Origin of the sequence: Pontibacillus sp. HMF3514, from assembly GCF_009858175.1 — a bacterium.
In the GTDB taxonomy this organism is placed as follows: domain Bacteria; phylum Bacillota; class Bacilli; order Bacillales; family BH030062; genus Pontibacillus.
Map to the genome: position 1 here is coordinate 3297641 of NZ_CP047393.1, position 21662 is coordinate 3319302.

General features: G+C 37.8%; 19 protein-coding genes. 5 read left to right on the plus strand and 14 right to left on the minus strand.

The features are described 5' to 3' along the window. Positions 1 to 63: 63 nt before the first annotated feature. The 10 genes from flgL to GS400_RS16995 form a co-directional block, all read right to left on the minus strand. Positions 64 to 948, minus strand: a complete 885-nt coding sequence (flgL, locus tag GS400_RS16950) for a flagellar hook-associated protein FlgL (protein WP_160103756.1) — start codon at positions 946 to 948, stop codon at positions 64 to 66. An 11-nt stretch (positions 949 to 959) separates the two neighbouring features. After that, entirely contained in the window at positions 960 to 2900 is a 1941-nt protein-coding gene (flgK, locus tag GS400_RS16955) for a flagellar hook-associated protein FlgK (RefSeq protein ID WP_160103758.1), read from the minus strand. 18 nt (positions 2901 to 2918) lie between these two features. Beyond that, positions 2919 to 3416, minus strand: coding sequence for a flagellar protein FlgN (locus GS400_RS16960; protein ID WP_160103760.1), 498 nt, complete (start codon positions 3414 to 3416; stop codon positions 2919 to 2921). Positions 3417 to 3431: 15 nt separating this feature from the next. Next, entirely contained in the window at positions 3432 to 3695 is a 264-nt protein-coding gene (gene flgM, locus GS400_RS16965; protein WP_160103762.1) for a flagellar biosynthesis anti-sigma factor FlgM, read from the minus strand. Between the two features lie 72 nt (positions 3696 to 3767). Continuing rightward, positions 3768 to 4190: a TIGR03826 family flagellar region protein gene (locus GS400_RS16970; protein ID WP_160103764.1), complete on the minus strand. Its 423-nt coding sequence runs from the start codon at positions 4188 to 4190 to the stop codon at positions 3768 to 3770. An 80-nt stretch (positions 4191 to 4270) separates the two neighbouring features. Continuing rightward, positions 4271 to 4699: a ComF family protein gene (locus tag GS400_RS20235; protein WP_236561272.1), complete on the minus strand. Its 429-nt coding sequence runs from the start codon at positions 4697 to 4699 to the stop codon at positions 4271 to 4273. Positions 4700 to 4949: 250 nt separating this feature from the next. Beyond that, positions 4950 to 6380, minus strand: a complete 1431-nt coding sequence (locus tag GS400_RS16980) for an ATP-dependent helicase ComFA (RefSeq protein WP_236561007.1) — start codon at positions 6378 to 6380, stop codon at positions 4950 to 4952. A gap of 68 nt (positions 6381 to 6448) precedes the next feature. Next, on the minus strand, positions 6449 to 7291 hold the full coding sequence (locus GS400_RS16985; protein WP_160103768.1) for a DegV family protein: 843 nt from the start codon (positions 7289 to 7291) through the stop codon (positions 6449 to 6451). Between the two features lie 227 nt (positions 7292 to 7518). Then, the gene (locus GS400_RS16990) at positions 7519 to 8208 is read right to left on the minus strand and encodes a response regulator (protein WP_160103770.1); all 690 of its coding nucleotides are present in this window, start codon (positions 8206 to 8208) and stop codon (positions 7519 to 7521) included. 202 nt (positions 8209 to 8410) lie between these two features. Beyond that, complete coding sequence (locus GS400_RS16995; RefSeq protein WP_160103772.1) at positions 8411 to 9550, minus strand: sensor histidine kinase; 1140 nt, start codon at positions 9548 to 9550, stop codon at positions 8411 to 8413. A 255-nt stretch (positions 9551 to 9805) separates the two neighbouring features. Between GS400_RS16995 and GS400_RS17000 the strand changes: the two genes are divergently transcribed. Together GS400_RS17000 and GS400_RS17005 are read left to right on the plus strand one after the other, a co-directional pair. Next, entirely contained in the window at positions 9806 to 10459 is a 654-nt protein-coding gene (locus tag GS400_RS17000; protein ID WP_160103774.1) for a YigZ family protein, read from the plus strand. A gap of 3 nt (positions 10460 to 10462) precedes the next feature. Beyond that, positions 10463 to 11485 carry an LCP family protein gene (locus tag GS400_RS17005; protein WP_160103776.1) on the plus strand — a complete coding sequence of 341 codons (1023 nt, stop codon included), beginning with the start codon at positions 10463 to 10465 and terminating at the stop codon, positions 11483 to 11485. Between the two features lie 120 nt (positions 11486 to 11605). Here the strand turns inward: GS400_RS17005 and GS400_RS17010 are convergent, their stop codons facing one another. From GS400_RS17010 to GS400_RS17020, 3 genes are all read right to left on the minus strand, one after another. Then, positions 11606 to 13084: a glucosaminidase domain-containing protein gene (locus GS400_RS17010; RefSeq protein ID WP_160103778.1), complete on the minus strand. Its 1479-nt coding sequence runs from the start codon at positions 13082 to 13084 to the stop codon at positions 11606 to 11608. Positions 13085 to 13390: 306 nt separating this feature from the next. Next, positions 13391 to 14440: a glycosyltransferase family 4 protein gene (locus GS400_RS17015; protein ID WP_160103780.1), complete on the minus strand. Its 1050-nt coding sequence runs from the start codon at positions 14438 to 14440 to the stop codon at positions 13391 to 13393. A 430-nt stretch (positions 14441 to 14870) separates the two neighbouring features. After that, positions 14871 to 16079, minus strand: coding sequence for an N-acetylmuramoyl-L-alanine amidase (locus tag GS400_RS17020; protein ID WP_160103782.1), 1209 nt, complete (start codon positions 16077 to 16079; stop codon positions 14871 to 14873). A gap of 328 nt (positions 16080 to 16407) precedes the next feature. Here GS400_RS17020 and secA2 point away from each other — a divergent pair, with 328 nt between their 5' ends. After that, the gene (secA2, locus tag GS400_RS17025) at positions 16408 to 18774 is read left to right on the plus strand and encodes an accessory Sec system translocase SecA2 (RefSeq protein ID WP_160103784.1); all 2367 of its coding nucleotides are present in this window, start codon (positions 16408 to 16410) and stop codon (positions 18772 to 18774) included. Between the two features lie 13 nt (positions 18775 to 18787). Beyond that, on the plus strand, positions 18788 to 19696 hold the full coding sequence (locus tag GS400_RS17030) for an accessory Sec system S-layer assembly protein (RefSeq protein WP_160103786.1): 909 nt from the start codon (positions 18788 to 18790) through the stop codon (positions 19694 to 19696). A gap of 82 nt (positions 19697 to 19778) precedes the next feature. On the opposite strand, the gene GS400_RS17035 is transcribed toward GS400_RS17030, so the two are convergent. Beyond that, positions 19779 to 20021, minus strand: a complete 243-nt coding sequence (locus tag GS400_RS17035; protein WP_027445464.1) for a hypothetical protein — start codon at positions 20019 to 20021, stop codon at positions 19779 to 19781. A gap of 274 nt (positions 20022 to 20295) precedes the next feature. Here GS400_RS17035 and GS400_RS17040 point away from each other — a divergent pair, with 274 nt between their 5' ends. After that, positions 20296 to 21654, plus strand: a complete 1359-nt coding sequence (locus GS400_RS17040; protein WP_160103788.1) for a S41 family peptidase — start codon at positions 20296 to 20298, stop codon at positions 21652 to 21654. Positions 21655 to 21662: the final 8 nt, after the last annotated feature.

Sequence of the window (21662 nt, forward strand, 5' to 3'; positions counted from 1 at the left end):
GAACCATCACCTCACTATTTATTAACTTAACGTATAAGAAAAGCTATCTGATCAACAGATAGCTTATCGAAGAAAATCCATTAAGGATGGTTGAATAATTCTAGCGCCTACACCTAGTGCTGCGCGGTGTACACTTTCTTGGGTTTTTAAATTTGTTATCACTTTTTCCATTTCTGCATCTTCGTTATCAGAAAGGTTAGCCGTAGTAATAATTTCTTGGGTGCTTAGACGGTCTTCAATCAGTTCTACTCGGTTCATACGAGCTCCTAGATCCGCTCGTTCATTTACAACATTTTTAATATGGACATCTAAATCAGATATGGAAGCGTCGTAGTCACCATCACCAGTACCTTCTAATCGATCTACAAAATTATCGATATCTTTAAATAATTTTTCTGAAAAAACATTCTCTGGATTAATATTAGTTGGTAGTTCAACACCCTTAGAAACTTCAATTTTTACAGGGTTTCCATTTGTAGAAGTAGAAAGAACTTCACCATTATCATCTAATTCTACCGGTGGCTCGGAAGTACTGGTCCCATTAAAAATATACTTATCATTAACCTTGGTGTTCGCAACATCAGCTAAGTGTTCTTTAATTTGTTTAACCTCAGAGGCTATATTCTTCCGCTGCTCCTCTTCATAGGTTCCATTACTCCCCTGTACAGCGAGCTCCCTTAATCGTTGAAGCGCTTTGGTTGCCTTATCCAACGATGCATCAGAGTTATCCATCCAGTTATGCACTTCGTTCATATTACGTTTATATTGTTCAATATTATTGAGCTCTGTACGATAATTCATACCTTTCATTGCTACTACAGGGTCATCAGATGGTTTCTGAATCTTTTTTCCAGTTGATAATTGTTCCTGATATTTTCCCATTCGTTCGTAACTGTTACTAATGTTACGAAGCATGTTATTAGAAAGCATTGATTGGGTTACGCGCATGAATTATTCACCTACCTTCCTACTCGGCCCATGCCGTTAATGATTTTATCAAGCATTTCATCTACTGTTGTCATATTTCTTGCTGCTGCATTATAAGCGTGCTGAAACTTGATCATATTTGACATTTCTTCATCAAGTGAAACACCACTTACTGATTGTCTTCGTTCTTCCACTGACTGTTTCAATGTGCTTGAGTTATCTTCTAATCGACGAAACTCCTGAGATTGAACACCCATATCCCCGATTATAGATTCATAGAATGAAGACACGCTAGTTTTCTTTCCAAGCTCCTCTAATGAAACATTTCTTACATTTGCTAAGTCGCGAGCATTATCTCCGTTACCAATATAAGCTCGTCCTTCACCTTCTGCTTCTTGAGCTGCTGCAATGTTATCAGTAGATTGCTGAATTTCTTTTGAGATACTCATTGAATTAGCTGCTCCTATGCCTTCATAAGAGCCTTGCCCAAGCGTAAAGAAGTTTGGTGTTTTAGGATTTTCGTTATCCTCTAAGTTCTTCAAGTTGTAACCTTCACGATGCGCCCGATTAAACTCTTCAGTAAAAGCAAAAGCCATATCGTCCAGGTTTTGTAACATATCAGCATAAATTCCTTTGGCTTCATTAGACCCATCTGTTTCTCCTTGAATCCCTAAAGATTTAGCTGCAGTACCAGAAACAGAAAGGGAGGCTTCTTTCCCAACGTGCTCAGTTTTAAGCACTAAACGTTTAGGTGTTACATCTGCACCTGGTTCTCCAGTTGCAGGTACTATTTCAGCAACAACACCTGTGTTTTCTGTTTCATTATTAATCGCATCGGTTAAATCCTGAAGAGACATTCCATCCTCAATCGTGATGGTCGCAGTTTCTCCTTGTTCATAGGGCGGATCTCCATCGTCCACAGTACTAGTTCCTTTAATTGTAATTGTGGAACCAGCATCTAAATCACTTGCTGTAATGTCATCAACCTTACTAAAAGATGTAGAGACGGAGAAAGCCTCTACTTGAGGTTTATCTCCCATATATCCCATTGATCTCACAAGTCCTTTAAGCTTCCCCTGTGATTCAAATTCATCAAAGCTAAAGCTTTGACCTCCAACTTGAATTTCATCAACAAGCGTCTGTCCCATTGTCTCATTATAGGTTACTCCGACTTTATTCATATTCTCCCCGTCTAGTAAAGAAACTTGAGGACTCATAGGCTTACCGGTTTCATCGGCAAGTTGAATAGAAACCTGCCCTTGTGCCATTGCCTTACCACCATTAGAGGTATAAGATACATCTACATTAACCATGTTAGATAGATCATCAATTAGTCGGTCACGTTCATCATATAAATCATTAGGTAAATAACCATTTGGTTCTATTTCACCAATCTGTTTATTTAAATTTTTGATTTGGGTTAGCGTTGAATTAATATCTTTTACGGTTACATTCGTTTCATTTTTCAAGTCCTTTTGAATCGTACTGAGTGAGTTTGATATGTAATTGAATGTCTCAGCTACAGAGGCTCCACGCTGACGGACAACAGAGCGAGCACCTGCATCCTGTGGGTTATCTGATAAATCTTGAAGAGCATTCGAAAAACGATCCATCGTTTTTGATAACCCTTGTTCAGTTGGCTCATTCATGATTTCTTCCATCTTATTAATAGCATTGGTTAATGAATCAAAATACCCCTGTTTACTGTTTTCGCCTCGAAATTGCACGTCAAGAAATTCCTCACGTACACGCTGAACTGAACCTGCTTGCACACCTGAACCTACTTGACCTGGAATCTCAGGACGATTTCGTGATGAAGGCGGGAATGGGGCGGTTTGCTCAAAGTTAACACGCTGCCGTGAATACCCCGGTGTATTCGCATTGGATATGTTATGTCCTGTTGTTTGTAACGCTGATTGTTGAGTGAACAACGCTCTCTTCGCTACCTCTAAACCATTAAATGTTGATGACATGGTTGAATTCCCCTCTCGTTAGGCTTTGGAGTCAAATACAGACCGCCGATTCCCGCTATCACTTTGCTTTTTATTAGGTCGCCCATAATTCAAATTTTTCATGGACGGTTGAATCATATCTAAAGACATATCAATAAATTGTAACGATTGTTGAGTGAGCTCTTGGTTCAGCTTCTCTTGCTGCTTTAAATCAGCAAGGATTATGACTAATCGTTCAAATTGTTCTTGTAAAGCTTGTCTTTCTTGATCACTCGTGATGTTTTCAAGCATTATCGTAATGGTTTGTTCCTCTCCATTAACCCCTTGATTCGCAAACCACTCTGAAACTAGCTGCTCACGCTTTGTCTCCAGCTGACCGATAGCTTGAACATGCTTACGCTCTTTTACAATAATCGCTTGAAGCTCCTCAGTATTCCCCTTCTTAAGAGCTTCTGTTTTTTCTTGAGATAATGTCAATAAGCTTTGATGCAAGGAACAAAGCTTATCCATTAATTCTGTAATAGGTTGAGTGGACATGAATCATGCCCTCCTTTAGCGGTTCGTCCAGAAGTCTATCATTTTCTCAGCTGTCTTATTGGCATCAACTTGGTATTCTCCAGCATCAACCTTATTTTTAATTTCCTCAATATGCTCTTTTCGTGCTGCTTGAGCCTTGTTCATCTCCTGCATTTGCTTCGCTTTGTTGGAGATTTCTACTTTATCTTTAAGTGAATTTGTATTTTGGTTCTCTTGTTGCTTTTGAATTTGCTTTTTGTAAGGGTTGAAATTCGTTTGGTTAGGACCATGAATTTTCATTTCAGTCACCTCTTTCCCTTTTTAAACGCCGCAACTACATCTACCCGTAATATCGGCAGGGAAAAGAAATGTTTAAGACTTTCCTTTAAAATTCCCTACTGAATAATAGGTGTGACTTCTGTCACGGCTAGTTTTTTGTTGAACTTCTTCTATATTCTTTTCTCTTTCAAGGTCGTTTTGAATGCCTGAAGCACAGCTACTGCAGATTTTCCCTTCTTGTATCGGCGCCCCACACTTTTCACAATCATACGTTAGGTTTGGAAAGTCCCCTGCACGCAAGCGTTTTTCTTTTACAAACTTCAGTACAAGATCCTTCTCAACACCTGTTGCTTCTACAACCTCATCAATGGATGATGTGCGATTTTTCTTTTTACTTATGAATTTATAGACCAAATCATAAGCATCCTCTTCTTTTTTATAACATGCGTCACAAATGCTCTTTACACTTTTCACGAATAAAGCGTTACAACGCGGGCAATTTGCTAACTCTCCCACTTTAGTCTCCCCCTTAATTCATCTTTATCTATTATATCGTCAAAAGAATCGAATAAAAAAGGGGGCTCTAAGAATTAAGGTTACCCTCGAACAAGTGTAAAAGAATAAACCTCTGGTGCACCACTTGATTTAAGTACCTCGGCAGCATGATGTAGTGTGCGGCCTGTTGTGTAAATATCATCAATTAATACGATAGTGCTACGCTGAGGCTTCTCAATTTGAAAAGGATTAGCGGAAGTCATCCTCTCTTTTCGAGACTTTTTTGATTGCTTTTCAGTGTGGATACGTTTAATTGCATTTTCTGATGGAGCGTTAACAAAACTAGCAATAGCTTCAGCTTGATTGAACCCTCTTTCTTGTAGCCTCTCTTCGCTCAAAGGAATCGGAACTACAATTAGACCGTCCAAATCACTAAAGGCTTCTTCAAAACGTTGTTGTACTTCTTCCCGAAAAAGTTCCGCTAAAACATAATCTCCTCGATATTTCCATTTCGAAATGACTTCTTGCATAAATGAATTGTATTCAAATACGGATATGTTTGATTCCAGAAAGGGATTCTGTGCAATCCATCGCTCACAGTCATAACAGGTTTTCCCCTTATCATCCATAGGGCGATTACACCGAATACAAACTGACCCCGTAATAAAAGAAAACTTTCCCTTACATTCTTCGCACAGAACTTCTATTTTTTGAGGAGTCAAAAAGGTTAACCATGTAACTTTAGGAAGAATTTTCTGATCACACCATAAACAATGCATGTTATCGCCCTCCCTTCCTAGCTAGATCATTCATGTTTAGAATCGAGTATCTTGCTTCTACCATCGCTTCTGATTTCCCATCATGAAAAAACACAACATCTCCATTAGGATCATTGGCACTCCGACCAGCTCTTCCTGCAATTTGTACTAAAGCCGCTTCATCAAAATTCCGATGACCTGCATGGAATACAGCTACATCGATTGAAGGGAACGTTACACCTCTTTCCAATATAGCTGTGGAAATAAGAATAGATATCTCTAGATTTCGAAATTGCTGAACTTTCTTTTCACGGTTCTCGTCTTCACTATGAACATAGACTCCACCTGGAATGAGATCAGCCAATTGCTCAGCCAAAGCGATTGTAGGAGCAAAAACAAGAATACGCCTCCCTCCCACTTCTTTTTCGTCTAACCATCTTTTAAATTTTCTTGGTAAGGTATTTTTATCAAGAGAGGATTTCCAACCAAAACATGAAACAAATCGTGGTACAGGTAGAGGGTGACCATGAAACCGTTGAGGAACAAATACAGTCTGAAGCTTTTTCAGTTTAGAAAGTATTTTAAATCGAATACGAGGAGTAGCTGTTAAGTAAATTGTGGCAGCGTCTATTTTTTTAGCACGTCTCGAGGCCCACAAAAGAGAAGTGTCCGCATAAAAAGGAAATGCATCAACTTCATCAATAATTAAAACATCAAAAGCCCTGGCATACCTTAGTAATTGGTGAGTGGTAGATAATACAAGTTGGGCTCCTTCATCAACATATTGACTCCCTCCATAAAGGGACACCATGTTTACATAAGAAAACACCTCCCGAAAGCGAGGAAATAACTCTTTTACAACATCAGCCCTTGGAGTAGCAACACAAACTCTCTTTCCTTCCGCCAGTGCGTGAGCAAGACCCTCAAACAACATCTCCGTCTTCCCTGCGCCACAAACCGCCCACACTAGGAGATCATTCTTGGAATCTATCGCACTCCTTATTTCATCTGAAGCTCTCTTTTGATAATAGGTGAGCTCCCCATTCCATTTTAGAATTTGCCCACTTCTCTCCCATTTAGATTCAGAACCGGTCCATACCAAAAACTGAGAACAACTCGAAACCCTTCCCATTTCAATACACTTCCGACAATAAACGCACTCTTTCTCACAACCACAAGGCAAGCCAGCAAACCATCTTCTCTTCTTGTTTCCGCAGCGGCGACACAGGTAACCCCAAACATGCTCTTCTATAACAGGAACTCGCTGTAATAAACCTTTTGACAAAAGCGTTTCTTTCTCTTCCTTATTCATATCAACTTCTTTTTCTAGTAAGAGTTTACCGCTTAGGGTGGGATATCCATTTGGTGAATGATCTTTAACAGTAGAGGGGATCCAATCAAACGAGGAGTTATAGTAAGAATAAAGCGAGGATATAAACTGATCAAACTTCAATAAGTTCACACTCCTTTCAGAGATATAAAAACGTCATGCCTATACCCAGCATGACGTCTCTTAGAAGTTTATTTTTTATACCAACCAATCCCGATAGCACCTTCACCCAAGTGTGTGCCAATAACAGGACCGAAATAACTTAACACAAATTCAACGTGTGGATATTGCTCTTGAAGCTCTTCTAAAATTTCCTGACCTTCAGCTTCACGATTCGCATGGATAATCGTAGCTTTCATTGGTTCGCCTTCAGCGGCCACTTCTTCAAACAATCCCTTTACACGCTTCAAAGCTTTCTTACGTGTACGGATTTTCTCAAACGGAACAATCTTCGTATCCACAAAATGAAGAACAGGCTTCACTTGCAATAGGCTTCCTACAACAGCCTGAGCTCCACTCAAGCGCCCTCCACGGTGAAGGTTTGTTAAATCATCTACCATAAAGTAAGCTTGTAAGGAATTTTTCATCTCTTCTAATCTAGACATGATCTGATCAGGTGTAGCTCCGTTATTCGCCATCTCAGCTGCCTCAAGCACATAAAATCCTTGAGCCATACAGCTAATTTCTGAATCAAATGTGTAGACATCAAGATCTTCTGTCATCTCTCCAGCAGTCGTCGATGTTTGATAGGTTCCACTAATGCCGCTTGATAAATGAATACTAACGACCGCATCATATTTTAAGCTTAAGTTTTCATATAATTCTTGGAACATTCCAATAGAAGGCTGTGATGTTTTCGGAAGCTCGTCTGACTTTCGTAACATATCAAAAAAGTCTTCAGTTGAAATGTCGACTTCCTCTTTGTAACTTTCATTTCCAAATAGCACGCTAAGTGGAATCATATGAATGTGATGTTGTTTACGTACATCTTCTGGTATGTAAGCTGTACTATCTGTAACAATTGCTGTTTTCATAGATATCGTACCCCTTGGTTAAGTAATAGTTCGATTGGTTTTGAAAACCAACTTGTTTTATATCATGTTATGACGATAATTTATGAAAAATTATGTAAATGTATCTTAATTGTACATGAACTTAATAACAAATGCACCAACCGATTCTTTGATTTTCACTGATCCTATTTTACTTAAAACATAAAAAAGACCCTAGAAAACTTTCATTTCTAGAGTCTTTCATCATATTAATTTGCAAAAACTTCAACCCAACCGTTTTTAATAGCTGTAACAACAGCTTGAGTACGGTCGTTAACGTTCATTTTTTGCAGAATGTTACTTACGTGGTTTTTAACGGTCTTTTCACTAATGAAAAGAGCTTCTGCTACACCACGGTTACTCTTTCCATCAGCTAGAAGTTGTAAAACTTCACACTCACGACGAGTTAGTAGGTGTAATGGTTTGCGATATTCAATCGTGTTCTCAGCTTGAGAACTACCTGTACCCTCATCTGCTAAGCGGCGATATTCTTTTACCAAGTTATGCGTTACTTTTGGATGTAAATAAGATCCGCCTTCACTTACAACTTTAATCGCATCAATTAAGGCATCTGAATCCATTTCTTTTAAAAGATAACCTTGTGCACCTGTCTTAAGTGCGTGGGTTACATAGTTTTCATCATCGTGGATTGATAGAATAATAACTTTCAGATTTGGAAACTGACTAATAAGCTCAGCTGTAGCTTGCACGCCATTTACTTGTGGCATGTTGATATCCATTAATACAACATCAGGACTGTGTTCTTCAACTAGTTTCGTAGCTGAATCCCCATCGTCACCCTCTGCTACAACTTTAAAACTTGGTTCAAACTCTAGTATTCTTTTTACTCCTTCACGGAATAATTTATGATCATCAATTAATACAATGCTGGTGGTCATGGTTAAGCCTCCCATATCCAATGAATTCCATTGTTCATTATTGTTTATTTCCCTTTTGGTGCTAGGTTTCAAACCCTCATAAGTCTTTAAACCCGCCCAAATAGTCGCTTGTGTATGTTTGTTGATCCCCTTATCTCATCTGATATACCCATTATAATATAAATAGGTACAAGAATATAGAAGAATACAACATTTCCAATATCTACTGATTCAATGGGACCTGGATCATGATAACAGTACCTTCTCCAATACTTGAATCAATAGAGATCTCTCCATCAAGCATTTCAATGCGTTCTTTCATCCCAACGATACCAAAGGATTTTTCCTTTTTCTGATTGGTATCAAAACCTTTTCCATCATCTTTTACTACAATGTTTACATTATTACGTTTCAATTCAAATTTCACTTGAATCGTTTTAGCTTCAGCGTGTTTCAAAGCGTTTTGAACGGCTTCCTGAACTAAACGAAACAAAGCAACTTCGTATTTGGAGTCTAGACGCTTCTCCTCTCCTTGTGAGGAGAATTCAATCTGGAGACTATTATACTCTTCTACTGTTGCTAAGTATTTTTTTAATGTTGGAACGAGTCCTAAGTCATCCAAAGCCATTGGTCGTAGGTCATAAATGATGCGACGAACTTCATACAGGGCTGAACGGACCATTTTCCGCACATCCTTAATTTCTTTTAACGCCTCATCTACACCTCTCTCACGGAAGGTTCTGTCCACTAACTCAGAGCGAAGCATGACGTTTGCAAGCATTTGAGCAGGACCGTCATGAATTTCCCTAGACAAACGTCTACGTTCCTCTTCTTGAGCCTCAATGATTTGCAGTCCGAAAGCCTGCTTTTCTCGAGCATCCTCAAGTGCTTCAGATACTTGTTTAAAGTCATCATTTAAGTAATTGAGAACCACAGATATTTTGCCACCAAGGGCATCTGCTTTATCTACTGTTTGAGAAAGACGTCTAATGCGTTGCTCAAGGTCATCCCGTTTCTCTCGTAGCTGCTTTTCTTTTTCTCGTTTTACAGAAAGCTGCATTTGAAGTTGGTGAGTTTGTTCATACACTTCACGTATTTCAGCTTCAGAGTACTTATCAAAATGCTTACTAACCTCGGAAAGGCGCATACGGGAAAATCGAACCTGACGTTCAAGTTTATCTCCCTCATCAATCATTTCAATAACTTGTTTTTTCGTATCATTCAACTCTGAACTTAGCTGTTCAAACTCTGTCCGAGATTGCTCGCCTATTTGGAAGATTTCATCTTTACTGTTTGTCACTACATCAACCATTTCTTGAATGATCGAATCAAGTGCTTTTTCACCAATTTTAGACTCAGACATAAAACGTCTCCTCCATCTATGTTCACATACTCATTCGTTTGACCCATGATAATTTTTGGGGGTTATTCGAAAAAAAAACTATTTATTAACAATAAAAATTTCGGAAGTTGTGGATTTAGGATAGGTCTACAAGCTTATGCTCATCCAAATTTCTTGTTTTTTTTATTTTGTTTAAGCGTACGTAACTCTTTAAGAATTCGTTTGCTGATTCATCCCCGTAACATTATAATGAAGTTTTAGGAGGTAGAATGCAAGATGTTAAATAGCTATCTAACCGTTAAAGGAGAAGGATCGGAGCAGATTACGATTCAGAAATCTCGATTTATTGGATATGTAAAACGAACAGAAACTGAAGAAGAAGCAAAAGAATTTATTCAAGAAATTAAAAAAAAGCATAATGATGCCACCCATAATTGTTCAGCCTATCTAATAGGGGAAAATGACCAAATTCAAAAAGCTCATGATGATGGTGAGCCTAGCGGGACAGCAGGAGTACCTATGCTTGAAGTATTAAAGAAAAAAGGCCTAAAAGATACCGCAGTGGTTGTTACCCGCTATTTCGGTGGTATTAAACTAGGCGCAGGTGGCCTAATTCGTGCTTATGGGAGCGCAACATCTGAAGCCTTAAATACGACAGGTATAGTAAAGCGTCAGCTTATGAGATCCATGATTGTAAAAGCCGACTATAACCTTTTGGGTAAAGTTGAAAACCAACTTCGTTCAAGCTCTTACATACTAAAAAGGATTGAATACCTTGAAAATGTGGAATTAGATATATATGTGGAAGAGGGAGAAGAAGAGGAATTCACGACATGGATGGTTGATCTAACGCATGATCAGGTTGAAATCAATCAAGGTGAGGTTTCCTACATGGAGATCGATATACCGCCTGACCACAAAGGAGAATAACTCATGAAAACTAAAAAGGCCTCAAAGAAGAGAATCATTCTATGGTCTTTCCTTGTTCTTTTCTTACTTGCAGCTGGAGCTACAGCTGGCTATGGTATGTATCTTACGAATAAAGCTAAAACGGTAACCGATCAAGCTCAACAAGAATTAAATCGTGGCGATAAGTCAACAAAACGTGATGAGGTTGTTGATCCGAACTATGATAATATTTCCATTCTATTTTTAGGTATCGATGATAGTGACGTTCGAAATATAGAAAATGCACGATCAGATGCAATGGTTCTAGCTACACTTAATGAGAAAGAGAAATCCATTAAGCTGGTTAGCATACCACGTGATTCTTATGTAGATATTCCATCAAAAGGTTTTAAAGATAAAATTACACACGCGCACGCTTTCGGAGGAGTTGACCTGGCTGTATCAACAGTTGAGAATATGTTTAATATCCCTGTTGATTATTACGTACGTTTAAATTTCAATGCCTTTATCGAAACAGTAAATGCTTTAGGAGGTATTGAATATGATGTCCCATTCAAATTATCAGAAAAAAATAGTAACGATGTCGCTGGAGCCATAAAACTCGAAAAAGGTCAACAACATTTAAATGGAGAAGAAGCGTTAGCACTAGCACGATCACGTCAATATGATAGTGACATGGCTCGAGGTCAACGCCAGATGGAATTGATGAAGGCGATTTTTCAAGAAGCTTCAAAAATGAAGTCAATTGGAAAATACGGTTCTCTCATTGATTCAATCGGAAAAAACATGAAAACAAACATGGAATTCGAGGAAATGGTTTCCCTTCATGACTATGCTTTAAGAAAGAACAACGTTGAAATTGATACAATGCAACTGAACGGAAACCACGCCTATATTGACGACATTTATTATTACCGTTTAAAAGATCAAAGTGTGACAGATATAATGTCAAAGCTTCAGGTCCACCTCGAATTGGAAAACGGTTCAAATGACGACAGTGCATACGCCAAAGATGATGAAGAATCTATTCAAGATAAAGAATCATAATCATTAGCTATACAATAATAAAGAAGCTAGCCTATCATTAATTTGTAGGCTAGCTTCTTTTGATCCGTTTTATTGTCTGAAATCATTATAAGTCTTTATCTTGTTGTTATTAGCTGAATATTAATTACTAGTGTTTTCATCTGTTGAATTCGTATCTTCTTCAGTAGTTTCGTTTGTGGACTCTTCTGTACTATCTTCAGTATTTTCAGGTTCATAATCAGGGTCCAACAACCTACGATCCTTAGAACCTAAGTATTGATCAGCCTTAAACATCCACCCTGCGATCTTTTGTCCCCAGTAAGGATCAGATGCATATTTTACATTCATACCTTCTGACTTGTTCCCAAGGAAGTCACCGTTATACCTGAAATTCCCTGGTGTTAGATACTTCTCAGATACAAATTTGGCAACATACATGATATTAGATTCTAAAGACTTGAACTCATCCGCATTCCCATAAGGATTGTCATCACTTGCGTTGATTCCAAACAAGTTGTTTTTATCCCTTGCAATCTTACTCTTCCCCCATGCACTTTCATGAATTGCGTGAGATAGAAGGTATAAACCATTAACATCGAATTTTTCTTGAGCTTCGATGAATACATCACCAAGTCCAATAAGAGGACTATCCGGACTGTAGCGCTTCATAAACTGATTCAATTCCTCAGCAGTATAATGCGTTTCTGTTCTTAGGGATAACTGATTAAAGAAAGGATATTCCTTCCCTTCAAACGTTTCTCCATCCCAACTATACACTTTCTCCCCTTCATCCAGCGAATCGGGTGCCGTCCCGTACGTATATTGGACGTAACCACCATTTTGATAAATGTGGTGCACTAACTTACCATCTTCATTTTCATAATAGGATTGTCCATCAATAAATTTGTTTGGAACAAGTTGCACATCGCTTGGTTTTACATACCCAATTTGATCAGCAATCTTAATCATAATCCCATCATCAACTGTATCTAAATACTGCATTTCAGCTGAGCTATTCACATATGTAATAGCAGAAGTCCTATTTTCATCTTCATAAATATGCGTAAACCATCTAGTACGAACAATACCTTCTGGCATCCATACAACTTCTCCATTTTCCAAGATGACTTGGGATCCATCTTTTGCAACATTTTCTTTCGCTTCAGTAAGCGTGTCATACGATTTTCCAAGTTCATAATCTTCCAAAGCATTCATATTAGCAATCTGAAAGTCCCTAGAAGTTTGGAATGATAACTTAATAGATTCTTCCATCTTTTTTTCTCTCATTGACTTGATAGATTGCTTTATATGTAATGTATAGGTTTCACCCAATGTATAGTTCTCCTTTGGTGAAACAGTCAAGGTCTTGCCATCCTCCGATAATTTTGTTTCTACGGGGTGCGGCTTGAAACTACGATAATTCATCACATACACTGTATCCTCATTGATTGTTTCAGGATCCATTGCCACATTAAAATTCACCTTAAATTCCTTATCCAAGGAAACATTAATTCTACTCTCTAGTTCCTTCCAGGTTGTGGCTGCATCCACCTTACCTATTGGACTTAATAGTGACAACATCATCACAAAACTCAAAAGGATCACGCTTGTCTTCTTCATCCTGATGCTCCTCCCCAAATGATTCTTCAGACGAAATTCTACTCTTATTATTATATATGGTACATTGCGGTAATAATAGAGGACATTGGTAGGATTCTGTCTAAATTTTCATTTGCAGTCGAATAATTCCGACATAGGAAATTGAAATTATGACAAAATATTTCCCGGGAAAAGATTAAAATAAAAAGAATAAGAAAATTTTTAGCGAATAAGTTCGAGCTTTGAGGAGCATAACAAGAGGATGAGAAGAGTTTATTTAGGACATAAAAAAGCACCGGATATAATAATCCAGTGCTAAAAATGAATTTATCGTTTTGTACGGTAATCTTTTACTAAGTTTAGAATTGGTCGGTAATCTTGGCTGACTAAACCAGTAACCTCTACCACTAATTCTACCAGTAAAAGTAAAATGAATAATACAAACACGGAGCCAAACATTGTGGCTTGTGAAAAGATAACAGCAGCTAAACTAAACAATGCTGCCATAGCATAAATCATTAAAACCGTTTCTGGGTGACTGTATCCTAAACGCAATAAACAATGGTGCAAATGTGATTTATCTGGAGACGATAAAGGCTTTTGTTGAACAAATCGCCTAACAATTGCAAATATCGTGTCAGAAATAGGCACTCCCAAAATAATGATCGGAATAATGAACGAGAAAAATGTAACGTTCTTAAACCCTAATAAGGATAGAACACCAATCATAAATCCTAAAAAGAGTGCTCCAGTATCACCCATAAAGATCTTTGCTGGGTAAAAGTTAAACAATAGGAAACCTAACGTACTTCCTAATGTAATAAATCCAACAATGACTACGAATGAGTTACCCATTGTAATCGCCATACCAGAAATCGTTAATAATGCAATTGCTGATACACCGGCAGCTAAACCATCAAGTCCATCAATTAAGTTAATGGCATTTGTTATAGCAATAATCCAGACGATCGTAATCGGAATGCTTAAATAACCAAATTCTAACTTTTGTTCCATGAAAGGTAAGTTAATGAACTCAACTTGCACGCCACCTACTACAACTACTGTTGCAGCAGCTAATTGACCAGCAATTTTCAATTTTGGAGATAATTCACGCATATCATCTAAAATTCCCGTAATAATAATGATTGTACTTCCAATGACCACCGGCCATGTATATCCACTATCCGGGAAGAACAGAAGAATGCCTATGATGAAGCTTAAAAATATAGCTAAGCCACCTAAACGTGGCATAAGTTTCTTGTGAACTTTTCGATGATTAGGTTGATCGGTAGCTCCAATTTTCACAGCCAGCTTCTTAACTAACGGTGTGATGAGGATTGAAGCAATAAAACAAAATATTAAGGCCTTGAACTCCATGAAGACCCTCCTCGGTTCTTAGTATGTCCTCTCTTGAATGTATTGAAGCAGTTATTACTTTCCATTTCCGTTGAATACCTCTTTAAAACAAGGTAATACTATTGTTGAAAGCTAAATTCAGACAAGGTTTTAGCTCCCAAGAGATTATACCATAATGTGAGCCCGTCTAGAACATCCGATTTGTATTATTATTTAACCTCATTTTTATGTATTTAAACGAAGATTCCATAGACCATTGGACCCTTTTTCACTTAAATACATGAATAAGCCCATCGGTGAATTAGACGAAAGAACATAATTTGAAGTTGCAAATTTTCATTTTTCTTTTAAAAATTTTTATATTTTTCGTTTATGTATGTTTCATTTATGTCCGTCGCGGGTATGTAAATAAAAAAGGCACCCATCAAAGGATGCCTGGAAAATTTATAAGTTATTTCACTGGTTCTTCAAAGTAATCAACGATACCATCCGTAATTGCTTTGGAGAACAGGTTGCGGTAGTGATCAGATTGAAGTTTCGCACGATCTCCATCATTTGTAACGAAACCAAGTTCAACCAAGACGCTTGGTAACGTATTATGATGAATCACATAAAAACGTTCACTTTTAACGCCGCGATCATACATACCAACATCGTCGACCAAGTGATTTTGGATCTTAGTTGCTAGGATTCTGCTTTCTTCAACGTTGCTGAGCTTTTCAGCAGAATAGAAAACCTCAGAACCTTCAGCACCTTTATACGCTGCGTTTGTATGAACACTGACGAAAAGATCAGCCTTCATTTCTTTTGCGTATTCAACACGACCATCTAGTGTGAGAAAACGATCACTGTCACGAGTTAGTATTGGTGTGGCTCCGAGTGCTTTTAACCTTTCTGCTACACGTTGAGCAACATCCAAGTTAATTTCTTTCTCAATTCCACCACCATAATTAGCACCTGGGTCATGATCCCCATGCCCTGCATCTACTACGATACGTTGACCTTCTACAGCTGTGCCACCTTCTTTACGTAATTTCATATACGTTTTATGGACATAAGCTGTCTTACCGTTGTACTCAATTTCTGCCCAATAATCTTCAAAATCATAAATCTTAACAGTGTCTCCACGACTTAAAGATCCTACTTTGTTACTGCTTGCTGTCGGTTTCTCTCTTACATTCAGAATGTCCGCTGTGACAGTTCCAGTAGACATTACCGTTTTTTCTTCAGGCTCTTCATCTGGTTCTGAACCTGAACCACCTTCCGATACACCTGCATTAGGGTCAATTTGGAACATTTGCTTGTACCCTTTTTCCATCTTTTTACCCAACTGAGATGTAACTTCTTGTGTTACATATAATGCATAATACTCGCCAGGCTCATAGCCACCTTCTGGAGGTTTTACTGTGATTTTTTTACCATCATTGCTTAATGTAAGCTCTGGATTTAGTTTGCCGCTTACACTTCTAAGATAGATATTTTCATTGTTTACTGCGTCTTGAGAGATTGGTGTATTGAAAGTTATAGTCCATTCTTTGTCGATAGCTACGTTTGACTTGTCCGAAAACTGTACCCAATTTGTGTCGGCCTGGGCCATCATGGGTGATAAAACCAAAACCAAAAAACTAAGAAGCGATCCTACGAATAATCTAGCTGTCATTCATGCTCCTCCAATACATAGGTTGTCTCATTTCTCATATGTCTAAGGATAGCACGATATGACGGAAAAATTCTATATCTTTTGATAAAATTGGGAAAAAAGGAATGCTTATCCGACATATTTCTAGCTTTTTGAGGGAACATACTTTCTTTTGTTACAATTATATTACAAAATCCCCCGAATATTATCACAATGTTACAGAGAATAATGTCACAAGTCAGAAAAATCCCACAGCCTAAATCTACCAAATGCTAGGTGTAGTGGTGAATTGACTAGTATTTCGTGATATACTAATAAACGGTAATCATACAATTGAGGAGCGTATAATATGCTTGAAACCGTAAAGCAAAAATATGGGGATCGTAAAGTTGAAAAGCAGCTTAAACCCTATAAAAAAGCAGTAGAATACATCAATGAACTAGAGCCTGGCTTTGAAAAGCTTACAAATGAAGAATTACAAAATAAAACGGAAGAATTTAAACATAGATTAGCAGAAGGTCAATCTATTGAATCGATTCGTGAAGAAGCCTTTGCCGTTGTTCGGGAAGCTTCAAAACGTATCTTGGGTATGCGTCATTTCGATGTTCAGTTAATAGGAGGACTATCGTTACTCGACGGAAACATTTCTGAAATGGCAACAGGTGAAGGGAAAACGCTTGTAGCTTCCCTCCCAAGTTATGTACGTGCTCTAGAAGGAAAAGGTGTTCACGTTATTACCGTTAACGAATACTTAGCTCGTCGTGACTTTGAACATATCGGACCCATCCACGAGTTCTTAGGTTTAACAGTGGGATTAAATGTCCCTCAGATTTCTCCTGCGGAAAAGAAGAAAGCCTATGAAGCTGATATTACATATGGTCTTGGTACTGAATTTGGTTTTGACTATTTAAGAGATAATATGGCACAACAGCCAAACCAGCGTGTCCAGCGTCCTTACCATTATGCCATTATCGATGAAATTGACAGTGTTTTAATTGATGAGGCAAAAACCCCTCTCATTATAGCTGGAAAACAAATGGCGAGTGCACAACTACATCGCGTTTGCTCAAAATTAGCCAAGTCATTTAAAGCTGAAGAAGATTATTCGTATGACCAAACAACTCGATCCACTAATCTAAATGAACCTGGTATTACGAAAGTAGAGCGCGCTTTTGGCATTGATAATTTATTCGATTTAGAGCACCAAACCCTTTACCATTATATGATCCAAGCAGTTCGTGCGCGTGTTATGTTCGAGCGTGATGTTGATTATATTGTTGACCAAGGTGAAGTGAAATTAATTGATATGTTTACAGGCCGTATGATGGAAGGTCGTACACTTTCCGATGGCCTTCACCAGGCAATTGAAGCTAAAGAAGGCTTAGAAATAACAGAAGAAAATAAAACACAAGCAAACATCACCATTCAGAACTACTTTAGACAGTACCCGATCCTATCTGGAATGACAGGGACAGCTAAAACTGAAGAAAAAGAATTTCAACACACATACAATATGGAAGTTATTCAAATTCCAACGAATAAACCTGTTATTCGTGAAGACTTAACTGACCGAATATATCTAACTAAAGATCAAAAATACAGGTCTATGGTAGAGGAAGTTAAGGAACGTCATTCTAAAGGGCAACCAATCTTAATTGGTACGACTTCCATTCTTCAATCAGAAACGATTGCAAACTACTTAGATGAAGCTGGTATTCCTTATGAGCTGTTAAATGCGAAAAGTATAGAACAGGAAGTACGCCTGATCTCTCTAGCTGGTCAAAGAGGACAAGTTACCATCGCTACAAATATGGCAGGTCGCGGAACAGACATTATGCTTGGAGAAGGTGTAGCAGAACTTGGAGGGCTTCATGTTCTTGGTACTGAGCGACATGAATCACGTCGTATCGACAACCAGTTAAAAGGACGTTCAGGTCGTCAAGGTGACCCAGGCTCAACACAATTTGTCATTTCTATGGAGGATGAAATGCTTCATCGATTTGCTGAAGAAGAAACTGAACGAAAAATGAAAAATATCAAAACCAATGAGGATGGTCTTGTTACAAATAAAGACATCCATAAGTTCATTGATACAGTACAGAGAATTTCTGAAGGTAGCAACTTTAACATCCGTGAATTCAACTTGAAGTTGGACGATGTTATTAATGACCAACGTGAGGTCATCTATAACTTACGTAATCAATTCCTAGAAACAAATCAGTCTCTTGAACTTGTTGTTCCTTATCTTTCTGATTACATTCATAATCTAATAGAAAGAGAATGCCCTGAAACAGTTGTTCCGGAAAAATGGAACCTCGAACGATTAGAAACTGAGATCAATAGAGCAGCACCGATTGTTGAGACCAAACTTTCTGAGAAGAAGTTTGAAGATATTACAGAAGTACAAGACTATGTACAAAAGGTTATTGATGGCTACACAGAACAAGTTGAGAAACTTGGAAAAAATGTAATGCTACAATCTCGATTAAAGCAAGCTGCCATTACATCCATCGATCGTCAGTGGATTCGTCACCTCGAAATGATGAATAGACTACGAGAAGGTATTGGCATGCGACAGTACCAACAAGAAGATCCGCTACGCCTCTATCAAAATGAAGGACTAGATGTATTTGAACATACCATGCACGAAATGAAAAAAGAGATGGTATTACAACTAGCTCGCTTCGTACAAGCCATTAGGAATAAAAAGAAGTAGGAGGATCTAGCAAATGTTTAACCCTTTCAAGCGAAAGAAACAAGACCAGAAACAGGAAATTCGCACAAATGATTCTACAGTAAGTGCAGATGAATTATTAGATGAAGTACAAGAAGAATCGTCAAATGAAGAGATTGAAACGGAATTATCTCTTCACCCTTCATGGAAACTTGATGAAGAACAAATGTATGTTTATCGATTTATGAATAATGAGCATCCTCCTTTAAAACCTAACCAGATTTCTCTAGGAGGATTTGAACTTAATAAACTTGAAAACCAAGCAGCTGTTGGAGCTTTTGTTCGAAACTCATTAAGTAAAAAGATTAATTTCAACAACACAACCGTTTTACTTGTTGATGAAAACGGCACTAAGCTAGGGCGTAAAGAGTTTGATCTTTCAAAGCTTGGTGAGCTTCCTGCTCGCTCTAGTCGCCCATTTATCTTTATATTTGGAGAGAACGATCTATTTGTTCCACTTGAAGACATCCCGGCTGAGGGTTGGAAGCTGGCGTTTGAATTAAAGAAGCCTGCTCAAAAACACTCACTTGACCTGGCTGATAGCTGGCAGAAGTCAATGGCAAATGAAGAAATTGAATCCTTACAGAAATTCACCGAATCATTAGAACCACCGAAATCTGGTGAAGTGAACTTCTTAGGGTTAAAAGCCGTTCAAAATGATAACGAAGATCTTCATGTAACCATGTTAATACGAAATGGTAGCGAGAAAAGCATTAACCTTCAACAATTGCCCTTACATGTTGAAGATGCTTCAGGTGAAGTCATTGCAAAAGGTGGATTCCAGTTAGAAGATTTTGAGGTAAAAGCAAACACGAGTAAACCTTGGACATTCATCTTCCCTCGCGCTATGATAGATAAAGAAGAAATTGACCTTAGCAATTGGAAAGCCTACCCGAAACAATAAAGAAAACTTGCCGAATGAAAAAAAGTGCCATTCCCTCAAATAGGGATGGCACTTTTTATGTCTAGTAAAATGTTTATGTGAATTATTTGGAGTTTTTACTCATTTCTTTTGCTTCTTGCTGAGCTTCGATGTTACTTTTAATCAATTCATAGACATTCACATCGCGATCTCCAGCTGCAAGTTCAGTATGTTCTAATTGATGAAGAAAGAAGCTTGTCGAAAAGGAGATAAAAGCACTTTTACTAATACCAAGTTCTTCTGTCTTTTGCTCTATTTTATTAAATAAGTCCTCTTCTACAGAAACACTTACCTTTTTCTTTTTCATGACACCAACCTCCCTATAATATCTTAAGGCTCAAAAACGTTGCTTGTAAAGGGTCTTCTCCAATTTAAATCGTAAAAGTTTATTCTATTCCTTCATTAATTAAGTAGTTTTATAACTTATGATAACAAAATTTTCATCAAAAAAGCTATTCCTCTATGTTGTAAAAATCACCTTAAGTATCTTTTCTTAACATTTTTTTGAAAACACGCCTTAAATCGTACTCTCTTCTCATGATATACTGATAGAAAAGCTACTTCCAAGGGAGTTTTATAACATGATCGGAAAGAAATTGAAATTAAACCTATTTATACTAGCGACATTAATCGTTTCATTATCCACTCCACCTGTTCAAGCTGCTAATGAGGACACTGTAAAGTCATACATAGAGGATTACTACGTAGATAAAGTCGATCCTTCATTATTAGAAAAGGATTTAGACACAATATTTGATCAACTTGACCCTTACTCTACCTATTTCACTAAAGACGAATATCAAACCTTCAAGGATAGCATTAATCAAAAATTTGTAGGAATTGGAGTAGGTATTGAAAAGGTTGAAGAAGGTATTCTACTTAACCGCGTGTTTGAAGATAGCCCTGCTAAGCAAGCTGGTCTTCACTCAGGCGATATTATTCTTTCGGCTGACGGTACCTCATTAAAAGGAAAGTCCATCGAAGAAGCTGTAACCTACATTAAAGGTGAAGCAGGTACCTCTGTTGACTTAACGGTTTTACAAGGTGAAGAACTAAATGATGTTACTGTTCAAAGAAAAGAAATCCAACTTCCTTCCGTAGAAGGTGAGCGTTTAGGTGGAAATATTGGGTATGTACAACTATATACCTTCAGCCACAAAACAGCAGCTGAATTGAACGATGTGGCATCAGAATTAGACGGTGTTGACCAATGGATCATCGATGTACGAAACAACCCGGGCGGCTATTTAAAAGCGTCGCAACAAGTACTTGGATTCTTTCCAAATGTCTCAAATGCAATCATTGCAGAATTTAGAAACAGCAATCTATCCTATGAACCTATTGAACAAGATTATACTTTTAAAGAGCCAGTATCACTGTTGATTAATGAAAATAGTGCTAGTGCTTCTGAAATAGTAGCAGGTGCCTTGCAAGATTATGATTCGGCTACTCTATATGGTACAACAACCTTTGGTAAAGGACTGCTACAAGAATTATTAAGTCTACCAGATGGTGGGGCTGTAAAATTATCTACAGCTCGCTTTTTCACACCTAACCACAATAAGATTCAAGATGTTGGAATCAAACCTGATATTAATTCTGAACAGCCTTTAGCCGATGCTCACAGAGTTGCATTAGTAGAATCTAATGATTATAAAACGTTTGAAAAAGATCAAGTATCTCCTACAAAAACCTTTGAAATTCAATTAAGTAGTCCTGTCAAAGCTCAATCAGTTGAATCGTCTATTGAATTGATTGAACTTGGTGGAGATAAGGTTGAATTCAACCTCACTTCAGAAGATGAAGACACCTTGTTATTAGATCCTAAAAGTGAGCTATCTCCTGATAGAGATTATATGATAATGATTCATCCCGGCTGGGAAAACAAAAACGGTAAAACATCAACTCAAGGCGTCATCCAACCCGTTGACGTTGAATGATAACCACC